Origin of the sequence: [Phormidium] sp. LEGE 05292 (assembly GCF_015207735.1) — a bacterium.
Taxonomy (GTDB): domain Bacteria; phylum Cyanobacteriota; class Cyanobacteriia; order Cyanobacteriales; family Aerosakkonemataceae; genus Floridanema.
The window spans coordinates 1-24,742 of record NZ_JADEWG010000098.1 but is presented as its reverse complement, the minus strand read 5'-3'; the positions used below and the strand labels follow the sequence as shown (position 1 = coordinate 24,742).

26 protein-coding genes are annotated in these 24,742 nt (G+C 40.1%); 15 read left to right on the top strand and 11 right to left on the bottom strand.

Going from position 1 to position 24,742, the window contains the following annotated elements; translation table 11 throughout:
- The first annotated feature begins 249 nt into the window (after window positions 1-249).
- From thrS to IQ264_RS22450, 4 genes are all read left to right on the top strand, one after another.
- Complete coding sequence (gene thrS / locus IQ264_RS22465) at window positions 250-2,091, top strand: threonine--tRNA ligase (protein ID WP_193983045.1); 1,842 nt, start codon at window positions 250-252, stop codon at window positions 2,089-2,091.
- A 68-nt stretch (window positions 2,092-2,159) separates the two neighbouring features.
- Window positions 2,160-3,500, top strand: coding sequence for a GmrSD restriction endonuclease domain-containing protein (locus tag IQ264_RS22460; RefSeq protein ID WP_193983043.1), 1,341 nt, complete (start codon window positions 2,160-2,162; stop codon window positions 3,498-3,500).
- Window positions 3,501-3,673: 173 nt separating this feature from the next.
- Window positions 3,674-4,630 (top strand): homoserine kinase, encoded by a 957-nt coding sequence (thrB, locus tag IQ264_RS22455; RefSeq protein ID WP_193983041.1) that lies wholly within the window; start codon window positions 3,674-3,676, stop codon window positions 4,628-4,630.
- A 134-nt stretch (window positions 4,631-4,764) separates the two neighbouring features.
- Complete coding sequence (locus tag IQ264_RS22450; protein WP_193983039.1) at window positions 4,765-5,832, top strand: DUF3474 domain-containing protein; 1,068 nt, start codon at window positions 4,765-4,767, stop codon at window positions 5,830-5,832.
- A gap of 227 nt (window positions 5,833-6,059) precedes the next feature.
- On the opposite strand, the gene IQ264_RS22445 is transcribed toward IQ264_RS22450, so the two are convergent.
- From IQ264_RS22445 to trpB, 3 genes are all read right to left on the bottom strand, one after another.
- Complete coding sequence (locus IQ264_RS22445; protein WP_193983037.1) at window positions 6,060-6,686, bottom strand: ribonuclease D; 627 nt, start codon at window positions 6,684-6,686, stop codon at window positions 6,060-6,062.
- A 6-nt stretch (window positions 6,687-6,692) separates the two neighbouring features.
- Window positions 6,693-7,139 carry a CAP domain-containing protein gene (locus IQ264_RS22440; RefSeq protein WP_228061735.1) on the bottom strand — a complete coding sequence of 149 codons (447 nt, stop codon included), beginning with the start codon at window positions 7,137-7,139 and terminating at the stop codon, window positions 6,693-6,695.
- 95 nt (window positions 7,140-7,234) lie between these two features.
- Window positions 7,235-8,491, bottom strand: coding sequence for a tryptophan synthase subunit beta (gene trpB / locus IQ264_RS22435; protein WP_193983033.1), 1,257 nt, complete (start codon window positions 8,489-8,491; stop codon window positions 7,235-7,237).
- A 382-nt stretch (window positions 8,492-8,873) separates the two neighbouring features.
- Between trpB and IQ264_RS22430 the strand changes: the two genes are divergently transcribed.
- Window positions 8,874-9,236: a translation initiation factor gene (locus IQ264_RS22430; RefSeq protein WP_193983032.1), complete on the top strand. Its 363-nt coding sequence runs from the start codon at window positions 8,874-8,876 to the stop codon at window positions 9,234-9,236.
- Window positions 9,237-9,241: 5 nt separating this feature from the next.
- Here the strand turns inward: IQ264_RS22430 and IQ264_RS22425 are convergent, their stop codons facing one another.
- From IQ264_RS22425 to IQ264_RS22415, 3 genes are all read right to left on the bottom strand, one after another.
- Window positions 9,242-9,631 carry a hypothetical protein gene (locus IQ264_RS22425; protein WP_193983031.1) on the bottom strand — a complete coding sequence of 130 codons (390 nt, stop codon included), beginning with the start codon at window positions 9,629-9,631 and terminating at the stop codon, window positions 9,242-9,244.
- Between the two features lie 174 nt (window positions 9,632-9,805).
- Window positions 9,806-11,656, bottom strand: coding sequence for a CheR family methyltransferase (locus tag IQ264_RS22420; protein ID WP_193983030.1), 1,851 nt, complete (start codon window positions 11,654-11,656; stop codon window positions 9,806-9,808).
- Window positions 11,653-12,294, bottom strand: coding sequence for a chemotaxis protein CheB (locus tag IQ264_RS22415; protein WP_193983029.1), 642 nt, complete (start codon window positions 12,292-12,294; stop codon window positions 11,653-11,655). The genes IQ264_RS22420 and IQ264_RS22415 overlap by 4 nt, the downstream gene beginning before the upstream one ends.
- A gap of 307 nt (window positions 12,295-12,601) precedes the next feature.
- On the opposite strand from IQ264_RS22415, the gene IQ264_RS22410 reads away from it, so the two are divergent.
- From IQ264_RS22410 to IQ264_RS22400, 3 genes are all read left to right on the top strand, one after another.
- Window positions 12,602-13,654 carry a chemotaxis protein CheB gene (locus tag IQ264_RS22410; protein ID WP_193983028.1) on the top strand — a complete coding sequence of 351 codons (1,053 nt, stop codon included), beginning with the start codon at window positions 12,602-12,604 and terminating at the stop codon, window positions 13,652-13,654.
- A gap of 262 nt (window positions 13,655-13,916) precedes the next feature.
- Window positions 13,917-15,647 carry a sensor histidine kinase gene (locus tag IQ264_RS22405; RefSeq protein WP_193983027.1) on the top strand — a complete coding sequence of 577 codons (1,731 nt, stop codon included), beginning with the start codon at window positions 13,917-13,919 and terminating at the stop codon, window positions 15,645-15,647.
- Window positions 15,648-16,006: 359 nt separating this feature from the next.
- Complete coding sequence (locus IQ264_RS22400) at window positions 16,007-16,222, top strand: hypothetical protein (RefSeq protein WP_193983026.1); 216 nt, start codon at window positions 16,007-16,009, stop codon at window positions 16,220-16,222.
- 123 nt (window positions 16,223-16,345) lie between these two features.
- On the opposite strand, the gene IQ264_RS22395 is transcribed toward IQ264_RS22400, so the two are convergent.
- Entirely contained in the window at window positions 16,346-16,732 is a 387-nt protein-coding gene (locus tag IQ264_RS22395) for a rhodanese-like domain-containing protein (protein WP_193983025.1), read from the bottom strand.
- Between the two features lie 334 nt (window positions 16,733-17,066).
- The gene (locus IQ264_RS22390) at window positions 17,067-17,654 is read right to left on the bottom strand and encodes a rhodanese-like domain-containing protein (protein ID WP_193983024.1); all 588 of its coding nucleotides are present in this window, start codon (window positions 17,652-17,654) and stop codon (window positions 17,067-17,069) included.
- On the opposite strand from IQ264_RS22390, the gene IQ264_RS22385 reads away from it, so the two are divergent.
- From IQ264_RS22385 to IQ264_RS22370, 4 genes are all read left to right on the top strand, one after another.
- Entirely contained in the window at window positions 17,653-17,913 is a 261-nt protein-coding gene (locus IQ264_RS22385; protein WP_193983023.1) for a hypothetical protein, read from the top strand. The genes IQ264_RS22390 and IQ264_RS22385 overlap by 2 nt on opposite strands.
- Before the next feature lie 42 nt (window positions 17,914-17,955).
- Window positions 17,956-19,662, top strand: a complete 1,707-nt coding sequence (gene mutL, locus IQ264_RS22380; protein ID WP_193983022.1) for a DNA mismatch repair endonuclease MutL — start codon at window positions 17,956-17,958, stop codon at window positions 19,660-19,662.
- Between the two features lie 54 nt (window positions 19,663-19,716).
- Window positions 19,717-20,787, top strand: coding sequence for a pentapeptide repeat-containing protein (locus IQ264_RS22375; RefSeq protein WP_193983021.1), 1,071 nt, complete (start codon window positions 19,717-19,719; stop codon window positions 20,785-20,787).
- A 154-nt stretch (window positions 20,788-20,941) separates the two neighbouring features.
- The gene (locus IQ264_RS22370) at window positions 20,942-21,355 is read left to right on the top strand and encodes a hypothetical protein (protein ID WP_193983020.1); all 414 of its coding nucleotides are present in this window, start codon (window positions 20,942-20,944) and stop codon (window positions 21,353-21,355) included.
- Window positions 21,356-21,498: 143 nt separating this feature from the next.
- Here the strand turns inward: IQ264_RS22370 and IQ264_RS22365 are convergent, their stop codons facing one another.
- The 3 genes from IQ264_RS22365 to psbN form a co-directional block, all read right to left on the bottom strand.
- Window positions 21,499-21,948 (bottom strand): hypothetical protein, encoded by a 450-nt coding sequence (locus tag IQ264_RS22365; protein WP_193983019.1) that lies wholly within the window; start codon window positions 21,946-21,948, stop codon window positions 21,499-21,501.
- A 414-nt stretch (window positions 21,949-22,362) separates the two neighbouring features.
- Window positions 22,363-22,647, bottom strand: a complete 285-nt coding sequence (locus IQ264_RS22360; RefSeq protein ID WP_193983018.1) for a hypothetical protein — start codon at window positions 22,645-22,647, stop codon at window positions 22,363-22,365.
- A gap of 552 nt (window positions 22,648-23,199) precedes the next feature.
- On the bottom strand, window positions 23,200-23,331 hold the full coding sequence (gene psbN / locus IQ264_RS22355; RefSeq protein WP_193983017.1) for a photosystem II reaction center protein PsbN: 132 nt from the start codon (window positions 23,329-23,331) through the stop codon (window positions 23,200-23,202).
- 146 nt (window positions 23,332-23,477) lie between these two features.
- Here psbN and psbH point away from each other — a divergent pair, with 146 nt between their 5' ends.
- The 3 genes from psbH to pth all read left to right on the top strand — a co-directional run bounded on the left by psbH (window position 23,478) and on the right by pth (window position 24,720).
- Window positions 23,478-23,681 (top strand): photosystem II reaction center phosphoprotein PsbH, encoded by a 204-nt coding sequence (gene psbH / locus IQ264_RS22350; protein ID WP_193983016.1) that lies wholly within the window; start codon window positions 23,478-23,480, stop codon window positions 23,679-23,681.
- Window positions 23,682-23,806: 125 nt separating this feature from the next.
- The gene (locus IQ264_RS22345; RefSeq protein ID WP_193983015.1) at window positions 23,807-24,064 is read left to right on the top strand and encodes a TatA/E family twin arginine-targeting protein translocase; all 258 of its coding nucleotides are present in this window, start codon (window positions 23,807-23,809) and stop codon (window positions 24,062-24,064) included.
- Between the two features lie 14 nt (window positions 24,065-24,078).
- Window positions 24,079-24,720: an aminoacyl-tRNA hydrolase gene (pth, locus tag IQ264_RS22340; protein WP_193983014.1), complete on the top strand. Its 642-nt coding sequence runs from the start codon at window positions 24,079-24,081 to the stop codon at window positions 24,718-24,720.
- The last annotated feature ends 22 nt before the right edge of the window (window positions 24,721-24,742 follow it).

Genomic DNA, 24,742 nt, shown 5'->3' with positions numbered 1-24,742 from the left:
AGAAAGGCAGAGGGGCAGGGGAGCAGGGGAGCAGAGGGGACAAGGGGACAAGGGGACAAGGGGACAAGGGGCTAGGAAAGTTTTGAGTTTTGAGTTAGGGAGAAAGTTCTGAGTTTTAAGTTTGCTCCCCTGCTCCTCTGCTCCTCTGCCCCTCTGCCCCTCTGCACCGAAGCACAGGTAAGATAGAGGCTATGGGGGAATTGCATCCCCGATCGAAACATTTGTTTATTAGTTGAAGATAGTTTTCTCATGGTTAATCAGCCATCCGTTATATCAGAATCACCCGATTCTCAGGAAAAGCCTGCAAAAATCCACTTACCACGTACTAGTGAATCAGAAACCTTAAAGAAAATCCGTCACACAACTTCCCATGTGATGGCGATGGCTGTGCAGAAACTATTTCCCAAAGCACAGGTGACGATCGGCCCTTGGATTGAAAATGGATTTTATTACGACTTTGATAGTCCAGAGCCATTCACCGAAAAAGATTTAAAAGCGATTAAAAAAGAGATGATTAAGATCATCAATCGCAAACTGCCAGTTATTCGGGAAGAAGTCAGTCGGGAAGAAGCAGAACGCCGCATCAAGACAATCAACGAACCTTATAAACTGGAAATCCTCGAAGGTTTACAAGAACCCATTACCATTTATCATTTAGGTGAGCAATGGTGGGATCTTTGTGCAGGGCCGCACGTTGAGAATACCGCAGAATTAAATCCCCAAGCTTTTGAACTAGAAACCGTCGCAGGTGCTTATTGGCGCGGAGATGCCACCAAAGCGCAATTGCAAAGGATTTACGGTACGGCTTGGGAAAATCCCGAACAACTAGAAGAATACAAACGCCGCAAAGAAGAAGCACTGCGCCGAGATCACCGTAAATTAGGTAAAGAACTCGGATTATTTATCTTTACTGATGATGTTGGCCCAGGTTTACCATTGTGGACTCCCAAAGGCACCATTTTAAGAAGTACCTTAGAAGACTTCCTCAAACAAGAACAACTCAAACGCGGTTATTTGCCAGTAGTTACCCCGCACATCGCCAGAGTCGATTTATTCAAAACTTCAGGACATTGGCAAAAATACAAAGAAGATATGTTCCCGATGATGGCGGACGACGAAGAAGCAAAGGCAGTTGAACAAGGATTTGTTCTCAAGCCGATGAACTGTCCTTTCCACATTCAAATTTACAAGAGTGAGTTACGTTCCTATCGGGAATTGCCAATGCGTTTGGCAGAATTCGGCACCGTTTATCGTTACGAACAATCAGGAGAATTAGGCGGTTTAACCAGAGTTCGTGGTTTTACAGTTGATGATTCTCACTTGTTTGTCACCCCCGAACAATTAGATGCTGAATTCTTGAATGTAGTGGATTTAATTCTTTCCGTATTCAAGAGTTTACAACTGAAAAACTTCAAAGCCAGACTAAGTTTTCGCGACCCTGCTTCTGATAAATATATTGGTTCTGATGAAGCTTGGGAAACCTCACAAAACGCGATTCGTCGTGCAGTTGAAACTCTGGGAATGAATTACTTTGAAGGCATTGGAGAAGCGGCATTTTATGGGCCTAAATTAGATTTTATTTTCCAAGATGCCTTAGATAGAGAATGGCAATTAGGAACTGTCCAGGTAGATTACAATTTACCGGAAAGATTTGAATTAGAATATGTTGCCGAAGATGGTTCTCGGAAACGTCCGGTAATGATTCACCGCGCACCTTTTGGATCTTTAGAAAGGTTAATTGGGATTTTGATTGAAGAATATGCAGGTGATTTTCCCTTGTGGTTAGCACCAATTCAAATTCGTTTATTGTCGGTCAAAGATGAATTTTTACCTTACATTCAAAACGTTGTCAAAGAATTGCAAGTTTTAGGAATTCGTGCCGAAGCTGACACCAGTGGCGAACGTTTAGGGAAACAAATTCGCAATGCCGAAACCCAAAAAATTCCCGTGATGGCGATCGTCGGAGAAAAAGAAGTTGAATCAAATTCTTTGAATATCCGCACTCGTGCTTCAGGAGAATTAGGCGCACTTTCAGTTGCGGAAGTAATAGAAAGGATGAAGCAAGCAATAGAAAATTACAGCGACTTTTAACAAAAGTTAAGGTGGGGAAATTCCCCCCTTAACTTTTAACCAATTTAACCAATAAAAAGTAGGTGAATATGATTGAAGAAGAGAATAATCAGATTATTATCGAACAAGCTGATGAAGATGAAGATTCCCTAGAAATACCCCTAGAAAGAAGGCGCGTTAAAACTGATAGGCAAGATTTACCTGTTGAAACTGTACATTCATGGGTTAATCGAGGTAAGCTCAACCTCCAACCCGAATTCCAGCGATACTTTGTTTGGGATAAAACAAAATCAAGCCGATTAATTGAGTCTTTGCTTCTCGATATTCCAATTCCAGTTATCTATGTGGCTGAAGAAAAAAATAATACTTACTCGGTTGTTGATGGGCAACAAAGATTGACTAGTATTTGTGCATTTATTAATGGAAAATTACCTAACGGTCAGGACTTTAAACTTTCTAGCCTACAAGTAATGACAGAACTTAATCGAAAAGCTTTTAAAGATTTGGAATCAGAATTACAAGAAAAAATTTTGAATTATATAATCCGTGTAATAGTAATTCAAAAAGACTCTGATTCCGATGTAAAATTTGAAATGTTTGAACGTCTAAATTTAGGGGCTGAGAAGCTTAACGACCAAGAACTACGAAATTGTATTTACAGAGGAAACTACAACAATCTTCTCTGTGAACTGGCTAAAAACCCATATATGCTAAAGGTCATGGGTTCTTCTACGCCTCATCCACGAATGAGTGATAGACAGCTGATTCTGCGCTTTTTTGCAATGTGGCGCAACACGCATTTGAGGTATAAAGGCCCAATGAAAAGGTTTCTTAATTTTGAAATGGAGAAGCATCAGAGTCTGAGTCCGCAAGACAAGGAAGAAATGCAAGAAGTTTTCAATAAATCTATAGAAATGGCTTATATAGTTTTTGGGAATAATGCTTTTCGTCGATTTAATCCAAGCAAAGATGGTAATGGAAATGGATGGGAGAATAAATTAAATGTCGCCCTCTGGGATACAATTTTGTATAGTTTTAGTTATTATCAAAAATCGCAAATTATCCCTATGGCTGATCGAATAAGGGAAGAATTCCTTGATTTAATGGTTAATGATACCACGTTTGTTGAGTATATTAGTAGTACTACTGACAAGCCAGAAAGAATTCAATACCGTGCTGAAGTTTGGCTACAAAGGCTAAAATCTTTAGTTAGTATTAACAACAATGAACCTCGTGCATTTTCGTTTAAACTGAAGCAAGAATTATATCAACAAGATCCTACTTGCCAAATTTGTAATCAGCATATTCATGACATTGATGATGCTGAAATAGATCATATCCAGCATTACTGGAGAGGTGGGAAAACAATACCTGAAAATGCTCGTCTTACCCATCGTTACTGTAATAGATCTCGTGGAGCAAGGAATTAAGATCTAAAACAATGCCTTATCCGAAACCGAAACCACCTGGCTAGAAACCCACTTAAAAGAAAAACCCATCAAATAACCCTCTCTTCTCTTTCTTCGTGTCCTTCGTGTCTTCGTGGTTCAAAAAAAACAAAATTCTGCTATTGTTAATAACTGCATTATATAAACCAATTAGAATGTCTACCGTTTCGATCGCCGTTCCCGCCACAACTGCCAACCTTGGCCCAGGTTTCGATTGCATTGGCGCAGCTTTATCCCTTTACAACGAATTCCAATTTACCCAAATCAATTCAGCTGAAACAGCACTAAAAATTAACGTCACTGGCGCAGAAGCAGAAAGAGTCCAAACTGACGAAAGCAACCTGCTTTATCAAGCATTTGTAAAATTTTATCAGCATATTGACAAAACACCCCCAGCTGTAGAAATTGACATTAAATTAGGAGTACCTTTGGCGCGAGGTTTGGGTAGTTCAGCGACGGCAATTGTTGGCGGTTTGGTGGGTGCTAATCTTTTAGCGGGGGAACCTTTGCGCCAGGTAGAAGTGATGCAGTTGGCAATTGAAATGGAGGGACACCCAGATAACGTAGTTCCGGCTTTTTTGGGCGGTTGTCGGTTGGCGGCGACGGGATTAGTTATGGAACCGCAGAGACACAGAGAACACAGAGAGGAATGGGAGATTTGTAATATTCCTTGGCATTGGGATGTGATTCCGGTGGTGGCAATTCCTGATTTTGAGCTTTCGACTTCGGAGGCGAGGAGTGTTTTGCCAAGCGAGTATAGTCGCGGGGATGCGATTTTTAATACGGCGCATTTCGGTTTGTTGGTGCGCGGGTTGGAAACTGGTAGGGGAGATTGGTTGCGGGTGGCGATGCAGGATAAAATTCATCAGCCCTATCGCCAGAGTTTAATTAAAGGTTATGATGCGGTTTACTCGGCAGCGGTGAATGCTGGAGCTTATGGTTTGGTGATTAGTGGTGCGGGGCCGACTCTTTTGGCTTTGGCAGATACGGAAAAAGCGGAAGTTGTTTGTCGGGCGATGGAGTCTGCTTGGCAGCAAGCAGGGGTTAAGGCAGAAGTGAAAGCGTTAAAGGTGGATTTTCAGGGGGCGCGAAGAACTGATATGGAGTTTTAGCTGGTTGAAATTTAACTTAATCCTCTTCTAACAAAAAAGTATTAAAACTAACTCAGAAATTCTACTAACCCTGAAGTGACATAAGAGGATAAAATGATACCTGTTGTCTCAAAATCGGGTCTAATAAAAACTTAGTGCCATCTAATATTGTCGAACTCAGACAGCCTTCTGTAGCAGACCCGTCGCCTCGTCAAGGGGAACTGCCTTTTACTTTACAAGACCTTAAGGCTGCTATCCCTGCTTATTGTTTTGTACCTTCTGTTTGGAAGTCACTTTTTTACTTCGTTTTAGATGTTTCCATCATTGCTGGGCTTTATGCCTTAGCTTATTTTCTAGATTCCTGGTGGTTTTTCCCTCTCTTTTGGTTGATGCAGGGAACCATGTTCTGGGCTTTATTTGTGGTGGGACATGACTGCGGTCACGGTTCTTTTTCGCAGCACAAGTGGTTAAATAATTTAATCGGACACCTCAGCCATATTCCGATTTTGGTTCCTTATCATGGTTGGCGGATTAGCCACAGAACACACCACGCTAACACGGGAAATATTGATACGGATGAAAGTTGGTATCCGGTTAGTCAGTCCAAGTATGAACAAATGCACTGGTCTGAAAAGTTAATTCGCTTCAATTTGTTACTGTTGGCTTATCCAATTTATCTGTTTAAGCGTTCTCCTGGGAAAAAGGGTTCTCATTTTCTTCCTAGTAGTCCGCTGTTTCGTCCTTCAGAAAAATGGGATGTACTTACTAGTACTTTTCTTTTGATTGCGATGGTGGGTTTTTTGGGTTTCTTGACTTACCAGTTTGGTTTGTTATTTCTGGTTAAGTTTTACCTCGCGCCATACATTGTGTTTGTCGTTTGGTTGGATTTAGTTACCTATTTACACCACACCGATCCTGATATTCCTTGGTATCGTGGTGAGGATTGGTATTTTCTCAAAGGTGCGCTTTCTACTATTGACCATGATTATGGTTTTATTAATCCGATTCACCACAATATTGGGACTCATGTGGCGCATCACATTTTTCTGAATATGCCTCATTATCATTTGATAACTGCTACTGAGGCGATTAAGCCGATTCTGGGTGATTATTATCGCAAGTCTGATAGACCTATTTGGGAAAGTTTCTGGCGTTCTTATGTTAGTTGCTTTTTTGTTCCTGATGCGGGGTCAAAAGTTTACTATCAGTCTCCTGAAAAATAGGTTGCTGTTGGTTTGAAAATGGCAGATAAACGGGATTTTTACCTGCGTTTATCTGCTTTTTTTTACGACAGATATCCACAGATGAACACAGATAAACACAGATATTTTTGTCATCTTTGGGTGTCTTGCGATATCTTTTTTTAGAACGCAAATGAACGCAGATGTAGGCGATAGCCTTCCCGTAGGGTACGCAGATGTTTTTTTTAATTTATTGTTGGGGGGAGATGTTAATGTTCAAATATGTCTTTGTATTGTAGTAGGTCTAGTTGTACTATGACGGGTAATACTTGAAAGCATTCTTGGGCTAGTTGCCAACGTTCTTCTCTTTTTAGCATTGTAATTAGTTTTTCTTTGGCGCTTAACAAGTAACGCACGTCGTTGGCGGCGTAGCGTAGTTGTTCGTCGCTTAAGTTGGCGGCGTTTCCCCAGTCGGAACTTTGGGCACTTTTATCTAGTTCTATTTGTTCTAATTCTTGAATTAGGTCTTTTAATCCGTGTCTTTGGGTGTAGGTTCTGGCTAGTTTACTGGCTATTTTAGTACAAAAGATTGGGTTTACTTGAATTCCTAAATTATGTCGTAATTGGGCTACGTCAAATCTGGCAAAGTGAAATACTTTGGTGATGCTAGTTGCTTCCATTAATTGTTTTAGGTTTGGTGCTTCTAGCTGTCCTTTAGCGATGCGAATTACGGTGATGAAACCTGGACAAAATAATTGTACTAAACATAAACGATCGCGCAACGGCAACAACCCCATTGTTTCTGTATCTACAGCTACGGCTTCCGCTTGCAAATATTGGGATAATAAGTCGTCGGGCAGGTCGCGATCGCAAACTTGAAAGTCTTCTAATTGCATAAATTTTTAACGGCTGCGAATGAAAATCTGTGTGAAATAATATTCGCCTTTGCTATTTTGAGCAACCCCTATCCCCGTTAAGTTAAAATTCCCCCGAATATTCTTTAAGTGTCCGGGACTTTTTAACCAACCTTGAACTGCTTGGGTAGCCGGATCTTTGTATCCTTGATTATAGGCAACATTTTCCCCAGCACTACTGTAAGAAACTGATTTTTCGATCGCATTTACTCGCTGTTCAAATCCTTGGTGACTGAAGGGAACTTTCCCACTCGCCATTGCTTGACTATGCAATCTTGATTGTTGAGTAATTGCCGAATTTAATTGCAAAGGTGGGAGTTTTTGCGATTGACGATATTTATTTACCTGTTCGTGAATCGATCTTTCTAAATTAGTAAGTGTATTTGGGTTTTGGGCAACAATTTCCGAATTATTGGGTAAAATTTCTGGTTGCATAAAAGAGTCTATGTTCCTAATTACATCACAGCCATTCAGTCCTACAACCAGAAATAAACTTAGATAAGCAATTTTGCTGACTTTTCTGAACATTATTATTGTGATGATTCTGAAGAATTTAAGAATTTGGCTACAGTTTGCACATCCTTATCACCACGTCCAGAACAGTTAATTACTATCCGGGGATTACCACTTAGCTGAGGACAAAGTTTATCTAAAAACGCGATCGCATGAGCAGTTTCTAACGCCGGAATAATCCCTTCCAACCGCGAAAGCCGCCCAAATGCTTCTAACGCTTCTTCATCTGTTACGCTGTAATACTCAGCCCGCCCGGAATCTTTTAAATAACTGTGTTCTGGCCCAACCCCAGGATAATCTAAACCAGCACTAATCGAGTGTGGTTCAATTACCTGACCTTCCTCGTCTTGCAGCAAATAGCTCATCGCTCCGTGCAATACACCAACTTGTCCTTTTGTCAAGGTTGCGGCGTGTTTTCCTGTGTCCACACCTTCACCCGCTGCTTCTATCCCAATTAAACGCACACTTGGTTCTTTAACAAAATCGGCAAATAATCCCATTGCATTTGACCCACCACCGACGCAAGCGAGGAGGATATCGGGCAAAACTCCCCATTTTTCTACAGCTTGGGCGCGAGTTTCTTGACCAATAATCGCCTGAAAATCTCTGACTAACATCGGGTAAGGATGGGGCCCCGCTACCGAACCTAAAATGTAATGTGTAGTTTCGACATTTGTCACCCAGTCGCGGATAGCTTCCGAAGTCGCATCTTTCAGCGTTCCCGTTCCAGCGGAAACAGGACGAACTTCTGCACCCATTAACCGCATCCGAAACACATTTAACGCTTGACGTTCCATGTCGTGAACGCCCATATAAATGATGCAGTTTAAACCGAATCTCGCGCAAACGGTTGCCGTTGCTACGCCATGTTGACCTGCCCCAGTTTCGGCAATAATTCTTTGTTTGCCCATCCGCTTTGCCAGCAATACCTGAGCTAGGGCATTATTAATTTTATGGGCTCCGGTGTGGTTTAAATCTTCTCGTTTTAAATAAATTTGCACTCCGCTGCCATCTGGTCGGGCATAATGGGCGGTGAGACGTTCGGCAAAATATAAAGGTGTGGGGCGACCAACGTAGTCTTTTAGTAACTGCTGAAGTTCATTTTGGAAGTCTGCGTCAGCGCAATATTTTTGAAACGCCGCTTCTAACTCGCTTAAAGCAGGCATTAATGTTTCCGGCACATATTTGCCGCCAAAACGTCCAAAACGTCCTAATGCGTCGGGTACTTGTGTCGCTTCGTTAGTTTGTTGGGGATTAATAGGGGTCAGTGTCACAGTGATTTCGGAAAAAAATTTCAACTTCTCCCAATGTACTACGATCGAGGGGGTAGGGGAGCAGGGGAACTCCAGGGGCAGGGAAGAAATTTAAAATTAGGCTTTAACTCTCAACCTAAAATCTCTTTCTTACATCTGTGTTCATCTGTGGACATCTGTGGTAAAAAATTCTAAAGTTCGTTGTTGCGACTTCAGTCGTTATGAACACTAAAGTGTTCACAACAGACCAAAATCTTGAAAGTTCGTTGTTGCGACTTCAGTCGTACTAGGACTAAAGTCCTCACAACAGACCAAAATCTTGAAAGTTCGTTGTTTCGACTTCAGTCGTTATGAACACTAAAGTGTTCACAACAGACCTAGTTTAATAGTTAAGGTGAAATTTATGTCTTCTAAACGTAAAAATTCCGATTCTCAACCCACTGAAAATCGTGTTGTTTATTCCGAATTTGGCAATCAAAATAATTCTGCTGCTTTTGAAAGACCAATCCAAGAATTACCGCCAAATCAACAAGATTTACGAGTGCAAGCTTCCAGCAAAGGACGCAAAGGGAAAACTGTTACAGTAATTAGTGGATTTCAAGCGAAACCGGAAACTTTGGCAGATTTACTGAAAAAGTTAAAAACTCAATGCGGTGCTGGGGGAACTGTTAAGGAAAATACGATCGAACTTCAAGGCGAACACAAACAAAAACTTCTCGAAATCCTCAAAACTTTGGGTTACAAAGTAAAAATAAGCGGCGGCTAAAACTTTTATTCATTGTTTAGCTTTTTAATGTGACTTTGTGATTTATTTAAAGCTTCTTGAGATAGTTTAATGTATTGCCTAGTAGCTTCAATGTGTTCTACTGTTGCTTGAATCTGTTCTGTGGTTGCTTGAACGTGCTCTTCAGTTGCACGATCGGAATGTTCTACTGATTTAGCATAATGTCCGGCTACCTTTGCATGGCGCTCAACTACTTTGGCTTTTTGCTGAATCAACTTTCCTTTTTCTTCAATAAATTTACCATGTTCTTGCTCTTCAATTGAATGAGCGTTTTCTTGAATTGATTTTCCCTGCGCTTCAACTTCTTTGCCGTGTCGGAAACTTTTTTGAGCGTGTTCTTCGATTAATTTAGCTATATATTGCTGTTCTTCAGACATAGATTTAATTTGGTATTTAATTATTTTTTCTTAAGATTAAAATTGAGGCTATACAAACAAAACCTGCGGAGGCAGGTTTATAGTCCTTGTCAAGCGGACTTAGTTTGTGTAGTCGCGGTTTTAACCGCCAAACCCTTTTCAAACATCCTCTTAATTTATCTAATCTTCTTTACTTTAATCTGGTCGTTCATCTATCAATAGAATGACACCTTCTGGTCGATTTTCTACGATTAAGGATGTACAAATTACCCGACAACGAATATTTTTTCCTCGACGGTTTACCGCATCGACAACAGTTGTTTGTTCTTCGGTATTTCCAGTTTGACAGGCGCGAATTAGTCCGCGCAATTGCTCAACTGGTAAACCAATATCTAAGTCAAAAAAGAAATATCCAACGGCTTCTTCGGCACGTAAACCCCATAATTCTTCGGCTCTTCCGTTCCAAAGTTGTACGCTGAGTCTGTTATCTAAAACTATCATACCAACGCGCAAACTAGTCAATATTGATTCCATAAATATGGTGACTCGGTTGAGTTCTTCTGTTCGTTGGCGGAGTTCATCGTTGGTTGTTTGTAATTCTTCGTTTGCTGATTGGAGTTCTTCGTTCATTGTCTCCAATTCTTCATTAGTACTTTGCAGTTCTTCGTTGGTGGTTTCTAATTCTTCATTAGTACTTTGGAGTTCTTCATTGGTGGTTTCTAATTCTTCATTTGTGCTTTGCAATTCTTCGTATGCGGTTTCTAATTCTTGGGTAGAACGCTGTAATTCTCGCTCTAATTCGTTGTAGCGAGTGATATCTTGAAAGACAATTGTTACGCCTAGTGCATCAGCAGAGTTATCTAATAAAGGAACTACTTGAATTTCTAAATATATAATGCTCTCTTCGCTGCGAATTAATTCAACTTCTGGTATATTAACTGTGCGGCGTTCGGTGTATGCTTGTTGAATGCGCGATCGCAATTCCACCGGACGATATGATAACTCTAAATCCTGTAACGGACGACCTAAATCTTGCGTGCTTAAATTAAATAATACTCTAGCTTGCCGATTAGCCAGCACTATATTACCCTGAATATCTATTACTATTTGAGCGAGTGGTAACAACTCAAAAGCTTCGTCTTTTAAACGCATATTTCCTACTAATTGATTGCTGGCTTCGGTGTTTCCCGATTCTGCCATGATTAATAAACGATCGCGTAAACTAATCCTGGGTACTCTAGAAAAAATTCGATATTTCAAGTTTGCTGGTTGGAAAAGATTAGCGTGTGTTAGCAACATTTCTGCTTTCCCGACAAACAAAAACCCTGTATCATTTAAAGCAAAGTGAAATCTCGCTAAAATTCTGGCTTGAATATCTGCATTAAAATACATCAAAGTGTTGCGACACACTAATAAATCTAAGCGGGAAATAGGTGCATCATGAACTAAGTCATGGCGACCAAAAATTACACAACGTCTTAAGTCAGTACGAAAAATATAATTCATTCCCGAAGCTTCAAAGTATTTTTTCCGCAGTTCTTCTGGTACACTTTCTAAAGCTCTTGAAGTGTAAACTGCTTGCCTACCTTGCACTAATGCTTCTTCATCTAAATCTGTTGCATATATTTTCACGCGATTTCTAAAGGCTTCTGACCCTAAAGCTTCTGCTAGTAAAATAGCAATAGTATAAGCTTCTTCTCCAGATGCACAACCAGCACTCCAAACTCGAATCGGTTCGTTGTTTGGTTTAGCATCAAGAATGCCGGGAATTATTTCTCCTGCTAACACTTCCCATGCTGTTGCATCACGGAAAAAGTTGGTAACGTTAAGTAATAATGTATCGAAAAGTATGTTTAGTTCACCCGGATGTACTTGTAAATAATCTAAATAATCATTGAAACTTTCCACGCCTACTCGTTGAATGCGCTTTCGCATTAAACGCATTAAACTAGGACGTTTATAGCCTGTGAAATCAAACCCGCGATTGCGTTTTAAGTATTGTAGTAATCCTTCAAATTCTGGGTCTTGTGGTGTGGCTTTGTTCATTCGATCGCTCCTTTATGCACCAAATTAACGATCGCCTCTCCTATTTTATCAATCGGCAAAATAAAGTCAACACAACCTGTGGCAATTGCCGCTCCAGGCATTCCGAACACCCCTGATGTTGCTTCATTCTGAGCAATTACTGTTCCCCCCATTTTCTTAATTGCTTTCACTCCCTCTGCTCCATCTGAATCTGCACCTGTTAATATTACTGCGATCGACCTTTTTTGATAATTTTTTGCTATCGATTTTAATAATACATCTGCTGAGGGACGCACAAATTTGACTTTTTCCGTTTGAGTTAAAGAAATTTCTCTTTCTGCATTAACAATTAAATGGTAATTCGGTGGTGCAACATAAACTATAGAAGGTTTGACTTTTTCTCCATTTTCTGCTTCTTTAACTATTAATAAGCTTTGATAACCAAAAATACTCGGAAAATAGCTTTTATAGTTACTAGCTAAATGTTTTACTATTAAAATTGGAACTGGCAAATCCTTCGGTAACTTATTGAGGATATTGACGATCGCATCAGTGCCGTCTGAAGATGCAGTTATTCCTACAATATCAAAGAATAACCCTTGAGACTGATTTAGTTGATTTTTTTCATTTGAGTAACTCACAGGGATTTGTAAAATCATTATTTTTATCTCTATAATTATATATCTAACAGATTTCTGTTTTCCTCAACCAATAGCCAACAAATATTTACAATTAACTTAAGTACTAAATGATACAAAAGAACACTTGCTAGCTATCAGAAGAAAAGATCTTGAACCATTGAACTATCGTAATATACTAAAAAAAAAAAAGAATTTGTACTGGAGACTATTGACTGTGCAAACCCAAATAAATATGTGAATCTTTCTAAAGTTTAATGTATAAAGCAAATTATTTATATTATCGTATTTAACAGATATAGGGTAAAAATCCCTAACTATTAAAATAATGCCAGGACACGACATCATAGTGATTGGAGCTTCAGCAGGTGGTGTAGAGGCAGCAAGTCAACTAGTTCGCAGCTTACCAGGAGATATTCCAGCGGCAATTTTTGTAGTTATTCATATTGCGGCTCACAGTAACAGCGTTTTGCCACAAATTCTCCAACGTCGTGGTCATATACCTGCAACTCATCCCAAAGATGGGGAGGAAATTCAACATGGACGGGTCTATGTTGCGCCTCCAGATTTACATTTAATAATCAAACCAGGATATATTAATTTAGCTCATGGGCCAAAAGAAAATCGCCATCGTCCAGCCGTCGATCCGCTATTTCGCTCAGCTGCACGAGCATACAAGTCAAGAGTAATTGGTGTAATACTATCGGGAGCACTTGATGATGGGACAGCAGGTTTATTGGAAATCAAAAAACTGGGTGGAATTGCGATCGCGCAAGATCCCGAAGAAGCGCTTTATGATGGAATGCCTGGGAGTGCGATCGAAAATGTCGAAGTAGACTATGTATTACCTATCGCTGAAATTGGCGAAAAATTAGCTACTTTAGCTCACGAACCAGTAGAAACAAATAATAACTCAGTTGATTCTCAGTTAGCTATGGAAACTGATATGGCAGAGTTAGATGCTGAAGCAGTACAAAGCTTAGAACGTCCGGGAAAGGAGTCACCTTACTCTTGTCCAGAATGTGGTGGCGTGTTATGGGAATTAAATAACGGCAACTTTTTGCGGTTTCGCTGTCGCACAGGACACGCTTTTTCCCCAGACAGTTTGTTCGCTGAACAATCAGACGCATTGGAACAAGCACTTTGGGTAGCATTGAGAGCACTAAAAGAGCAATCAGCTTTATCAAGAAAATTAGCCAAGCGAGCCAAACAGCGAAATCATTCAATCTCAGCAAATCGTTTTGCAGAACAAGCACAAGAAGCAGACTCCAAAGCCGAAGTGATTCGTCGAGTGCTGGTGCAAGGCGAAAATCAAATCCTGAATATTGATAATATAGAAGCAAATACCGAAGACAATAATTTAAAAACAGATATGAGTTAATCTATTCTGATACTGTTTTAAGCAATTGTTTCAGGAGTTGCGATCGTTACAAAAAAAATATATAACTACTTATTACTTTAGATAGATGAAAGCCATGCTAAGTATTTTATGATAAAAGAATATATATTAAAAATTTATAAATTAATTCAAATTATTAGTAAATTTCCTGAATAATTTGATTAAGCTCCTTTTGTAAAAACTAATCCAGCAATTTTTTTTAGGAACTCTACTATTTTCCTTTAAGAACCAAGTTTAAAAAATCATGATTGAAGACATCTTTGATACTCAGCTGGAAGCCGCCATTCAAAAACTAGAGCAACTGTGGGAAAAAACCGAACAGCTGCCCAGTAAAAGCAAACCTGCTTGGCGCATATTTGCCGAAGCAACAAGTTCCCAAACCGAAAAATTATTGCTGAGGGAAAGTTTAGATGAACTCAGTAATACTTTACATGAATTGCAGTGTGCGTTAGAAGAAATGCACAGCAAAAATGAAGAGCTTGCTATCAACCAAATGTTGTTGGAATCGGAAAGACAGCGATATCAAGAATTGTTTGACTTTACTCCTCATGCTTACTTGGTGACAGATGTTGATGGAGTGATTTCCGAAGCAAATCAAGCCGCAGAAAAGTTGTTGAGTGTTAGGTTCGATCGTTTAATTGGCAAACCATTAATTGTATTCCTTTCAGACACAGAACGGCGCAACTTTCGCAATTATTTAATCCTGTTAGAAAGCAGCAAAACAACTCAAGAATGGGAATTAGAAATTCAACCCAGGAACAAACAACCGTTACCAGCCGCTTGTATTGCTGTACCGATACTAGACTCTTACGGAAATGTAGTGGGATTGCGTTGGCAAATTCAAGACATCTCCCAACGTAAGCAAGCCGAACAAATTGAAAAAGAGTGGCGAATGCTCGATCGAATTCTCAGTGCATCGCCAGCAAAAATTTGCTTAATCGACGAAACAGGAAAATACCTCTACGCCAGTCCAGCCGCCGCCAAAATTTTCGGTTTAGCCGCAACAGAAATAGTGGGAAAAACTGGTTACGATTTAGGATTTCCCCCCCAAATTGTCGAAAAGTTTGATACCCAAAGACAAACAGTTGCATCAACAAAAGTAACCATCACCGATGAATTCAGTTTGTATGGAATTAACGGCATAGAAGATTACGAATATACCCTCAGTCCCTTAGCTGATGATTCCATAATCAACGGTGATGCAGTCGTCGTTACCTTCCGAGATATTACTAAACATAAGCAAATAACAACAGAGATTAACAAAGCACTGTGTAAACAAAGACAGCTTCATCAAATGAAAGCTCGGTTAATCTCCATAGTTTCCCAAGAAATTCGCACTCCTTTAGCTAACATTTTCGCTTCCGCCGAAATTTTGACAAATTATTCGCAAGAATGGAGTCAAGAAAGAAAAACTCAGCAACTGCAAAACTTGCAAGCAAGTGTTAAATATATTCACCAGTTGTTCAATGATTTGATATTAATCAGTGAAGCAGAAGCCGGAAAATTACAAATTAGCGCATCAATACTAGATGTAGAACAATTCTGCCAAAAACTCATATCCCAAACGCCATTTGATGAAGAAAAAAGAACCAAAATTAACTTCTACGCCAAATGCGAACATACTAACGCCTGCTTGGATCGGAAATTACTGCGGTATATTTTGGCAAATCTCCTCTCAAATGCCATTCGCTATTCTCCTGAAGGTGGCGAAATTCAATTTGACTTAATGACTAAAGATAAACAAATAATTTTCTGCATCAAAGATTCTGGTATTGGTATTCCCGGAGAAGATCGAGCTCATATTTTTGAGTGGTTTTATCGAGGTAGCAATATTGGTAATGTAGAAGGAATTGGATTAGGTTTATCAGTTGTAAAACAGTGTGTAGAATTACACAAAGGCAACATAACAATAGAAAGTGAAGTTGGAGTAGGAACCACTGTCACCGTAACTTTACCCATGTACTATGCACGATAAAGAAAGGCAGAAGGCAGAAGGCAGAAGGCAGAAGGTAAGAAAGGCAGAAGGTAGAAGGTAGAAGGTAACAAAGGCAGAAGTAGAAAAATTCATCTTGTCCCCTTGTCCCCTTGTCCCCTTGTCCCCCCATCTCCCCATCTCCTTGTCCCCTTGTCCCCCTGCCCCTTCCATCTCCCAGTAGAAAGAGCTAAAACTACTTTCAGTTACGGACTTAAGGTAGATTTACCAACTTAAAATCATTGTTACATATATAAGTATTGATGAATTAATCAAAGAAAGTGAAAAGCAAAAAATCGGGGTGCAAGCTACTCGTTACTCACAAAGACATTCTTTATCGTCAAGGAGCGAGAGCTATAAAAATGGTTAAATCAACCCCAGTTACTACTTATCATGCTATTCCCATTTATCTAAAGCCGTTTAAAAGAAAAAGTGAAATGTGGCTGCAATGGACATACGAAGGGATTCAATATGGTGTCAGAGTAAGCAATATGGGACAAGCACTTTATAATGCCCAACAAATGATTGATGCTATGTTGGAATTAGAAGCTAAGAGTTATAAAGCTATGAGTTTTTAAACTCAGTAATTCAAAGTTTAACATCCAAAATTTTAAATGCTTTAATTCAAATTAAAAGCCCGGTTTCACCGGGCTTAAAAGTTTTTTGAAGTTTTGATAAAAAATCATTGATAAAGGGAATTTTTATCGGTAAAAGTTGCTGGGAAATGGAATACCTTCGATCGGATACCCTACTGCTTTCCATGCGGGTAAACCACCTCTGATTTGCGATACGTTGATATATCCTGATGCACGTAGTTTGGCTGCGGCGATCGCACTTTCTTCGTCACTTTCGCCATATATATAGATATCGCGGTTTAGTTCTAAACTGGCGCGGGCGCGTTCTACTAGTTGGTTGAGGGGCATCGGTACAGCGCCTAAGATGTGGCTGGTGTTGAACTGGTTGCGATCGCGCACATCGATAATTGTTAAGGCTGGTTCTCCCCAGTCCAAACGGGCTTTTAAGTCATAAACCAAACATTGCTCCCTTAAGGGTGTCGGGCTAGGAATCAAATCCAATATCCGGCTCATAGCGTATTACATCTTCATTGACAATACTTGCAATGTAACAACTTATTTCGGATATTGCAAATTTTTATAGACAAACTATTTACATTAGTGTAAATTCATGCTTTTGTATCCAAATTGGCAAAAAATGAAGCCTTTGTAGGGGCGAAGCATTCCGGCGACAATTTTTGGCTCAAACCCTAGATTTTCTGCTCCGTTTGCTGATGCCTACGGCACGCACTCGCGTTCGCCCCTACCTTTAACTCCTTAAGAGAGGCAGAATCTTCCTTAATCTCGTTCCCAGGTTGAACCTGGGAACGAAAACAGAGGCTCTGCTCAGGAGTGCAAGTGTGAGTAATTACTGCTTTGCAGATTTTGCAGATTCTTCAGAGATGCGGCTGACTACGTTATAGTCGCCTGCACTGGGAGGAGTCATCGACTCAACAACACCTTCTGTTGGCCCACCGATCGCTTTCCATGCAGCTAAACCGCCTTGGAGTTCGGAAACGTTGACAAAGCCAGAGTTACGAAGTTGGCTGGCAGCTTGAGAAGTTTGCTCGTCGCTGTCAGAGTAAACGTAAATATCACGGTTGAGAGCTAAGGAAGGAGAAGGTTCAATACCTTGTGATAATTGTTCCATTGGCATAGGCATTGCGCCCATGATATGACCATTGTTGAAGGTTTCGCGATCGCGCACATCAAAAATAGTCAACGCTGGTTCGCCCCACTCTAAACGAGATTTTAAGTCGTGAGCAGAAGATTGTGCTTTGATTCCCGGAGGAGTAGGAGTAATGTTGGGCAATTTTTCTTTAGCATCTAAAATTGCTTCAGAAACTTTATCGCCTGAGTGTTTAATATCATCAGACAGTTTTTCTTTAACGGTTTCTTTCGCGTCCTGCACCTTGTCTGTCAAATTTTCCAAGTTATTTTCCAGGTTATTTTCCATGTTTATTTCCTCAACTACATCTGTTAGAAATGTAGCTAGGTATCGGGCAGAATTAATCTTTCTTCTGGGAGATCGTATACATACCTACAACTCTCATTCTTTTGGTAGAGAGGTGTTGATTTTGCTGCGTAAGTCTTCTAAGTTTTGGCGAATTCCGATCGTGTCGGGATGGTTGGGGATCGAGATGCGATCGGCTTTTTCTAAAGCTTGTAAAAAAAGTTGTAAGATAGTTTATTCACCAATGATTATCACTGACTAACTCTACTGTTGAGTTAGTTGATTTTACCTTAAACTTAATTTTATGGCATCTTCCCTTATTCAAAGCTTACCTAAAGAAGTTGTAAATTTAATAGCTGCTGGCGAAGTAATTGATTCTTTAGCCGCAGTTGTTCGCGAATTAGTCGAAAATTCTTTGGATGCAGGTGCAACCAGAATTGTTATTTCTGTTTGGGCAGAACTTTGGCGAGTCCGCGTGGCGGATAATGGCTGTGGGATGGATTTAGATAATTTGCGTTTAGCAGCCACCGCTCATAGTACTAGTAAAATTCATGATTATGATGATTTATGGAAGATTACTACTTTAGGTTTTCGCGGGGAAGCGTTACATAGTTTAGCGCAATTATCAGATTTAGAAATTGCTAGTCGGGCGATCGACAATTCTGAAGGATGGCGAATTTTATATGATAATTTGGGGGAACCTGTAATTGAAGAAGCGATCGCGATCGCACCCGGAACGATAGTCACTGTTTCTAATTTATTCGGTAATTGGCCTGTGCGTCGTCAAGGTTTACCAACTCCTGCTCAACAAATGCGATCGCTACAAGCCATAATTCACCAAATTGCTATCTGTCATCCCCAAATTACTTTGCAGGTTGAACAAAACGATCGCCCTTGGTTTACCATTAGTCCGGGAACCACTGCTCAAGATATTTTACCACAAATTATCCGTGATTTAAAGTTAGGAGATTTGCAACATTTGAAAATGGAATTATTAGCAGAACTGGATAGTTCAGAACCGCGAAAAATTAGCCAAGCTGAATATTTAGAATTAGTTTTAGGTTTACCAGATAGATGTCACCGTCGCCGTCCTGATTGGGTGAAAGTAGCAACAAATGGCAGAATTATTAAATCATCTGAATTAGAGCAAACTATTTTTACAGCTTTTGCTCGGACTTTACCACGCGATCGCTTTCCTGTCTGTTTCTTACACTTAAAAATATCTCCCGATCAAATAGATTGGAATCGTCACCCAGCCAAAGCAGAAATTTATCTGCATAGTGTTAGTTATTTACAGAAACAGATTTTGAGTGCGATCGAACAAGCATTAAATCTTAACCCTCAAAATATCTCCGAAACAGTTCACAACCAAAGAATCGGAAAATTACTCACCGTTGCCGAAGAAAAAGCTAATTATAAGATCGATCGTACAATTAAACCAGAAACAGCAAAAAAAAGTGAAATAACTTTAATGGAACTTCGGGCAGTTGCCCAAGTCAATAACACCTACATAGTAGCAGAACATCCCGCCGGATTATGGCTAGTAGAACAACACATCGCCCACGAACGAGTTTTATATGAACAAATATGCGAACATTGGCAAATCGTCCCTATAGAACCTCCAATAATTCTCAATCAACTTTCCCCACAACAATTAGAACAATTACAGCGCATAGGTTTAGAAATAGAAGTTTTTGGCGAACAAATTTGGGCAGTTCGTAACGCCCCAGCATTACTTTTCCAAAGGAAAGATTGTGCAGATGCCTTAAGAGAATTAAGCTTAGGAGGAGACTTACAAACAGCGCAAGTTGCTGTTGCTTGTCGCAGCGCAATTCGCAACGGTACACCCCTAACTTTACCAGAAATGCAAACCTTACTAACCCAATGGCAGAATACCCGTAATCCCCGCACCTGTCCACATGGTCGTCCGATTTTTTTATCCTTAGAAGAATCAGCTTTAGCGAGATTCTTCCGCCGACATTGGGTAATTGGCAAAAGTCATGGTATTTAATTATTAGTTATTGGTCGTTGGTCATTTGTATATACTTGTTGCACTGTGGGGATTATGAAAAAACACCTCTTGAATTTGGTAATTTATTTATCATCAATTTTTTTAGCAACTTCCGTACAAGCTGCTAACCCTAATCATGTTAAACAACTATTAGCAACTAACAATTGTCCTAATTGTGATTTAAGTAAAATAGACTTGCGGGGAGGCAATTTTCAGGGAGCAGATTTAAGTAATGCTAACTTATCAGGTGCCATGTTAGAAGGAGCTAATTTGAAAAATGCAAACCTCCAAGAAGCACAATTGCAAAATACAGTTCTCAGAAGCGCCAATTTAGAATTAGCCAATTTTAAAAATGCCAAAATGCGCGGAGTAATGATGCGAAATGCTAAATTAAGAGGTGCTAATTTTCGGGGTGCGAGAATGCGAGATGCCAAACTTAGAGGAACTGATTTGAGAGATGCTAACCTGATGAATACGGTTCTAAAAGATGCGGTGTTACGGGAAGCTGATTTAACTAATGCCAATTTAGGAGCCGCCGATCTATCAGGTGCTAAACTCAATGATGCTGACTTGGAATCTACTAAATTGGAAAGTGCTAACTTAACTAATGCTGATTTTAGTGCAGCTTATTTGGGTGATGCCACTTTAAAAGATGCTAATTTATCCAGTGCTAATTTTAAAGGAACAAATCTAGTAACAGCAAGTTTAGTAGGAGCTAAACTGCTCCAAACTAATATGAGCAACGCTAATTTACAAGCGGCTAATTTAAATCAGGCGGATTTAAGTGGTGCTAATTTCACCAATGCAGATTTAAGTAAAACTTTGATGAATATGGTTAATTTAACAGGGGCTAATTTGACAGGAGCAAAATTAATTAGTGCATATATTTATAATGCTAATTTGTCATGGGCTAATTTAAGCAATTCTGATTTAACTAGTGCGAATTTAGAAGGTGCTAATCTGAAAAATGCGAATCTTCAGAATGCTAATTTAACTTTGGCTGTTTTACGATGGGCAAATTTAGCTCAAGCAAATATGTTTGGCGCAATTCTCAATGATGCGGATTTAAGAGATACTAATCTCAATGATGCTAGAATGATTCCAGACTTGTTTGATCACTATTAAGCAGTTAAAAAATAAAGTTTATTGATGCTATTGTCTACTAGTCTAAAGGATGATACGGAAGCGATCGCAACTTCTCACCCTAGATAGTTACTCCTCAACTAAACCATGAATTACTCTGAAAATATCAAAGGTTGAATTTTGAGGAAGTTAGATTATGAAAGACCAAGATAAATCCCCACATTTTACTGCTGATACATCCGATAGAGCTGAAGCTGATAACTACGATCCCCATATAGTCCCCGCAGATACCGCTGCGCGGAAGGAACGAGAAGGCGATACTTTCAAAACACTTCCTAACAAAGGGCGGGAAGCAGAAGCTGCAACTAACGATCAAACCGATTCCGGTAGTATCAATACTACCGATGGATATACTGTTGATAAAGAAGGTTTGGTCAATAATTATGCGATCGAACCAGAAATGTACATCAATGAGCCCGGAGATTTAAGAGAAAAAGAAGCAGAACTCACCGCAGAACGCGCTCAAGAAATCCAAGATTTAAGTGAAGACGAACAGGGTAAATTAACGATGGAACAAGATCAGCGCCATCGTGGGCAAGGTATAATCTAAAATTTTCCCGCCAAAAAACACAAAAGGCGTTGCCATTACTTTCTAATGTGCAACGCTTCTTTATTTGATTAGTTGTTCGCTTGTCGATACAAGTTACCTCAAGCTTGGCTTAAATAGCGATAGTTCTGCTTTCCAAGCTAGATTTAATCACCATAAACAAAAGGATTGTCGTAGCCATCGCCACCGTAGCCACCGTAGCCACCGTACCCGCCACAGCCTCTGTACACGCCGCAAATGGGTCTTGGACGATAGCAGTGGAAGTGTCTATAGCGTAGCGGTCTGATCCAAACAACTTTTCTGACGAAAATATGTTTCTTGACGAAAATATGCTTGGTGACTACGTAGCCGCGACCACCATGACCACAGCCTCCGCCACAGCGACCATACCAACCGCCAGCTTCAGCAACGTTAGGGTTGGCCATAACGCCCAATGCAACAGAGAGAGGCAGAAGTCCCAATAGAGCTAAACTGGAGAGTCTTTTGACGCTGATGAGGCCATCAAATAAATAGGCATCATCTTCTCCGAAAACTGGTTCAACAGGAGCAATCTCCTCACAAGTGGAAGCACAATGTAAATATGCAAGCGTTTCCATGAATATCTGTCTCCTTGTTTGTGGCTAATTCCTGAAGGTCTAATTCAGAATTTTCAGCCGAACGAGATTATTCTACCCTAAAATTTTTCTTTACACTAGATGTTTATCTATTAAATTGATTTATGTTTATCTATGAAATTGATTTATTGTGAGTAAGTTAGCGATCGCCTCTCATTCTCTTTCTTTAACTGGGGAATTATTTTTTTAACTTCGTATCCAGATAATCCGTTCTGTAAAACTTACTCCTGTCGTCAACTCACCCGCAATTTTTCTCACCGAAAAACACAAAAGGCGTTGCCATTTCTTTCTAATGTGCAACGCCTCTTTACTCGATAAGTTGTTAACTTGTGGATACAACTTACTTCAATCTTGGCTTAATATAGCGATAGTTCTGCTTTCCACGCTAGATTTAAATCACCTATAGCCACCATAGCCACCATAGCCACCATAGCCACCGTATCCGCCACAGCCTCTGTGGACTCTATAAACTCCGCAATGCCGGATCGGACGATAACAGTGGAAGCGTCTATAGTATAGCGGTCTGACCCAGACAACTTTTTTGACGATAATATGTTTCTTGACGAACATATGCTTGGTGACTACGTAGCCACGAGCTCTTTGATGATGACCGCAGCCTCCGCCACAGCGACCATACCAACCGCCAGCTTCAGCAACGTTAGGATTGGCCATAACGCCCAATGCAACAGAGAGAGGCAGAAGTCCCAACAGAGCTAAACTGGAGAGTCTTTTGACGCTGATGAGGCCATCAAATAAATAGGCATCATCTTCTCCGAAAACTGGTTCAACAGGAGCAATCTCCTCACAAGTGGAAGCACAATGTAAATATGCAAGCGTTTCCATGAATATCTGTCTCCTTGTTTGTGGCTAATTCCTGAAGGGCTAATTCAGAATTCTCAGCCGAACGAAAGCATTCTATCTTAAAATTTTTGTTTGTACTAGATGTTTATCTATCATATTGATTTTTCGTAATAATAATTTATTATTAATTCATAGTTGTCAAATAAACTTAATTAACAACTCATAATCTTGGGTTTATTTAGAGTAAGTTTTAAATTACTATCTAGCAATAAAACTACTTATTAATGTAAAGTTGTACCTTGGTTATACCGTACTTATGGTGATAATTAAAGCTGATTAATTAAAGCTAGCCAGAATCAGGAATCCCAGTCCCTAGTACCTAGTCCCCAGTTCCTTTGCACTCCTGTTTTCCACCACAAGTACGATCGCCATCTAGTCTTCGTGATCTTCAAAGGGGTCACTCAGTTGCTTTGCTGGAGGCCCGAAAGCTGTATAGATAGACAAAGCGGTAATGGCAATAATCACTACACCGATGGAAATGCTAAGAACTGTTGCGGGTTCCATATCTAAGATAAATTATGAGTACTATTCCTTTATAATATTACAGAACATTACAAAACCGCCAAATTAGCTCATAGTCTAAGCGGTGAGCTAAACTTGTCGTTTTTTTTGCAACAGTATAAGTATTTTAGATTCATACTAGGTGACACATGGCACAAAGAACTTGGTTGGGAGATGTACTTAGACCCTTAAACTCGGAGTATGGTAAAGTTGCTCCTGGTTGGGGAACGACTTCTGTAATGGCAGTTTTCATGGTGCTGTTTTTCGTTTTTCTGTTGATTATTCTGCAAATTTACAACTCATCGCTGATTCTAGAAAGCTTCAAGGTAGATTGGACAAACATTGGTAGGTAATTTCTTGCCACGATCAGGTGAGATAAATTTTCAGCTTTCCCGGCTTGACCGGGTTTTTTTATTCAGTGACCGGGAACAAAGCGAAGTGCTATAAATTATTTGAGGCAGTTAGAGAGGGTAAGGCATTGAATATATTTGGGGTTGGACTGCCGGAAATGGCAGTGATTCTGGTAGTGGCGTTATTAGTTTTTGGGCCGAAAAAGTTACCAGAAATTGGTCGCAGCTTGGGTAAAGCGATTCGCGGTTTCCAAGAAGCTTCCAAGGAATTTGAAACCGAGTTTCAACGAGAAGCTCAACAGTTAGAGGCTTCGATGAAGTCAGCAGCACCAACTAAGTCTGAAGGAGTTGCTAAGACTAACTCGGAAACAACGCAAAAAAGTTAAGGTATTTTTTAATTATGAGTTCGGCAGCCGATTCACCTGCGTTAGTGATTCCGCAATTAATTGTTGGGTTGGGAAATCCGGGTACAAAGTATGAGCAAACGCGGCATAATATTGGGTTTATGGCAGTGGATGCCTTGGCGCAGCGTTGGCAAATTACTTTATCGGAAAATCGCAAGTTTCAAGGGTTGTTTGGTGAAGGTTTGGCTGTCTCGACGGGAAAAATCCGGTTACTGAAGCCACTAACTTACATGAATCTTTCTGGGCAGTCTGTTCGATCGCTAACCGATTGGTACAAATTGCCTCCAGAATCAGTGTTGGTGATTTATGATGATATGGATTTACCTTTGGGGAAAATTCGCCTGCGGTTGTCTGGCTCGGCTGGTGGTCATAATGGCATGAAATCTGCGATCGCACATTTAAATACAGATAAATTTCCCCGCTTACGAGTCGGTATCGGTAAACCACCAACTCCTACAGAAGACAAAGACTCAATTTCCCATGTTTTAGGACGTTTTTCTAGTAACGAAACTGGCTTAATCTCGGAAGTTATTCAACTAGTTGTAGATGCAGTAGAACTGAGTTTGAGACAGGGAGTAGAAAAGGCAATGAATCTCTACAATAATCGCCAAATTGTAGCAGAAACTTCCCGCTCTTGAGGGAGCAGGGGGGCAGGGGGGC

Bases quoted from the DNA above. Each gene is read 5' to 3' on its own strand.
- thrS (WP_193983045.1), top strand. From the start codon at position 250: ATGGTTAATCAGCCATCCGTTATATCAGAATCACCCGATTCTCAGGAA.
- IQ264_RS22460 (WP_193983043.1), top strand. From the start codon at position 2,160: ATGATTGAAGAAGAGAATAATCAGATTATTATCGAACAAGCTGATGAA.
- thrB (WP_193983041.1), top strand. From the start codon at position 3,674: ATGTCTACCGTTTCGATCGCCGTTCCCGCCACAACTGCCAACCTTGGC.
- IQ264_RS22445 (WP_193983037.1), bottom strand. From the start codon at position 6,686: ATGCAATTAGAAGACTTTCAAGTTTGCGATCGCGACCTGCCCGACGAC.
- IQ264_RS22440 (WP_228061735.1), bottom strand. From the start codon at position 7,139: ATGCAACCAGAAATTTTACCCAATAATTCGGAAATTGTTGCCCAAAAC.
- IQ264_RS22430 (WP_193983032.1), top strand. From the start codon at position 8,874: ATGTCTTCTAAACGTAAAAATTCCGATTCTCAACCCACTGAAAATCGT.
- IQ264_RS22425 (WP_193983031.1), bottom strand. From the start codon at position 9,631: ATGTCTGAAGAACAGCAATATATAGCTAAATTAATCGAAGAACACGCT.
- IQ264_RS22420 (WP_193983030.1), bottom strand. From the start codon at position 11,656: ATGAACAAAGCCACACCACAAGACCCAGAATTTGAAGGATTACTACAA.
- IQ264_RS22415 (WP_193983029.1), bottom strand. From the start codon at position 12,294: ATGATTTTACAAATCCCTGTGAGTTACTCAAATGAAAAAAATCAACTA.
- IQ264_RS22410 (WP_193983028.1), top strand. From the start codon at position 12,602: ATGCCAGGACACGACATCATAGTGATTGGAGCTTCAGCAGGTGGTGTA.
- IQ264_RS22405 (WP_193983027.1), top strand. From the start codon at position 13,917: ATGATTGAAGACATCTTTGATACTCAGCTGGAAGCCGCCATTCAAAAA.
- IQ264_RS22400 (WP_193983026.1), top strand. From the start codon at position 16,007: ATGGTTAAATCAACCCCAGTTACTACTTATCATGCTATTCCCATTTAT.
- IQ264_RS22395 (WP_193983025.1), bottom strand. From the start codon at position 16,732: ATGAGCCGGATATTGGATTTGATTCCTAGCCCGACACCCTTAAGGGAG.
- IQ264_RS22385 (WP_193983023.1), top strand. From the start codon at position 17,653: ATGTTTATTTCCTCAACTACATCTGTTAGAAATGTAGCTAGGTATCGG.
- IQ264_RS22390 (WP_193983024.1), bottom strand. From the start codon at position 17,654: ATGGAAAATAACCTGGAAAATAACTTGGAAAATTTGACAGACAAGGTG.
- mutL (WP_193983022.1), top strand. From the start codon at position 17,956: ATGGCATCTTCCCTTATTCAAAGCTTACCTAAAGAAGTTGTAAATTTA.
- IQ264_RS22375 (WP_193983021.1), top strand. From the start codon at position 19,717: ATGAAAAAACACCTCTTGAATTTGGTAATTTATTTATCATCAATTTTT.
- IQ264_RS22370 (WP_193983020.1), top strand. From the start codon at position 20,942: ATGAAAGACCAAGATAAATCCCCACATTTTACTGCTGATACATCCGAT.
- IQ264_RS22365 (WP_193983019.1), bottom strand. From the start codon at position 21,948: ATGGAAACGCTTGCATATTTACATTGTGCTTCCACTTGTGAGGAGATT.
- psbN (WP_193983017.1), bottom strand. From the start codon at position 23,331: ATGGAACCCGCAACAGTTCTTAGCATTTCCATCGGTGTAGTGATTATT.
- psbH (WP_193983016.1), top strand. From the start codon at position 23,478: ATGGCACAAAGAACTTGGTTGGGAGATGTACTTAGACCCTTAAACTCG.
- pth (WP_193983014.1), top strand. From the start codon at position 24,079: ATGAGTTCGGCAGCCGATTCACCTGCGTTAGTGATTCCGCAATTAATT.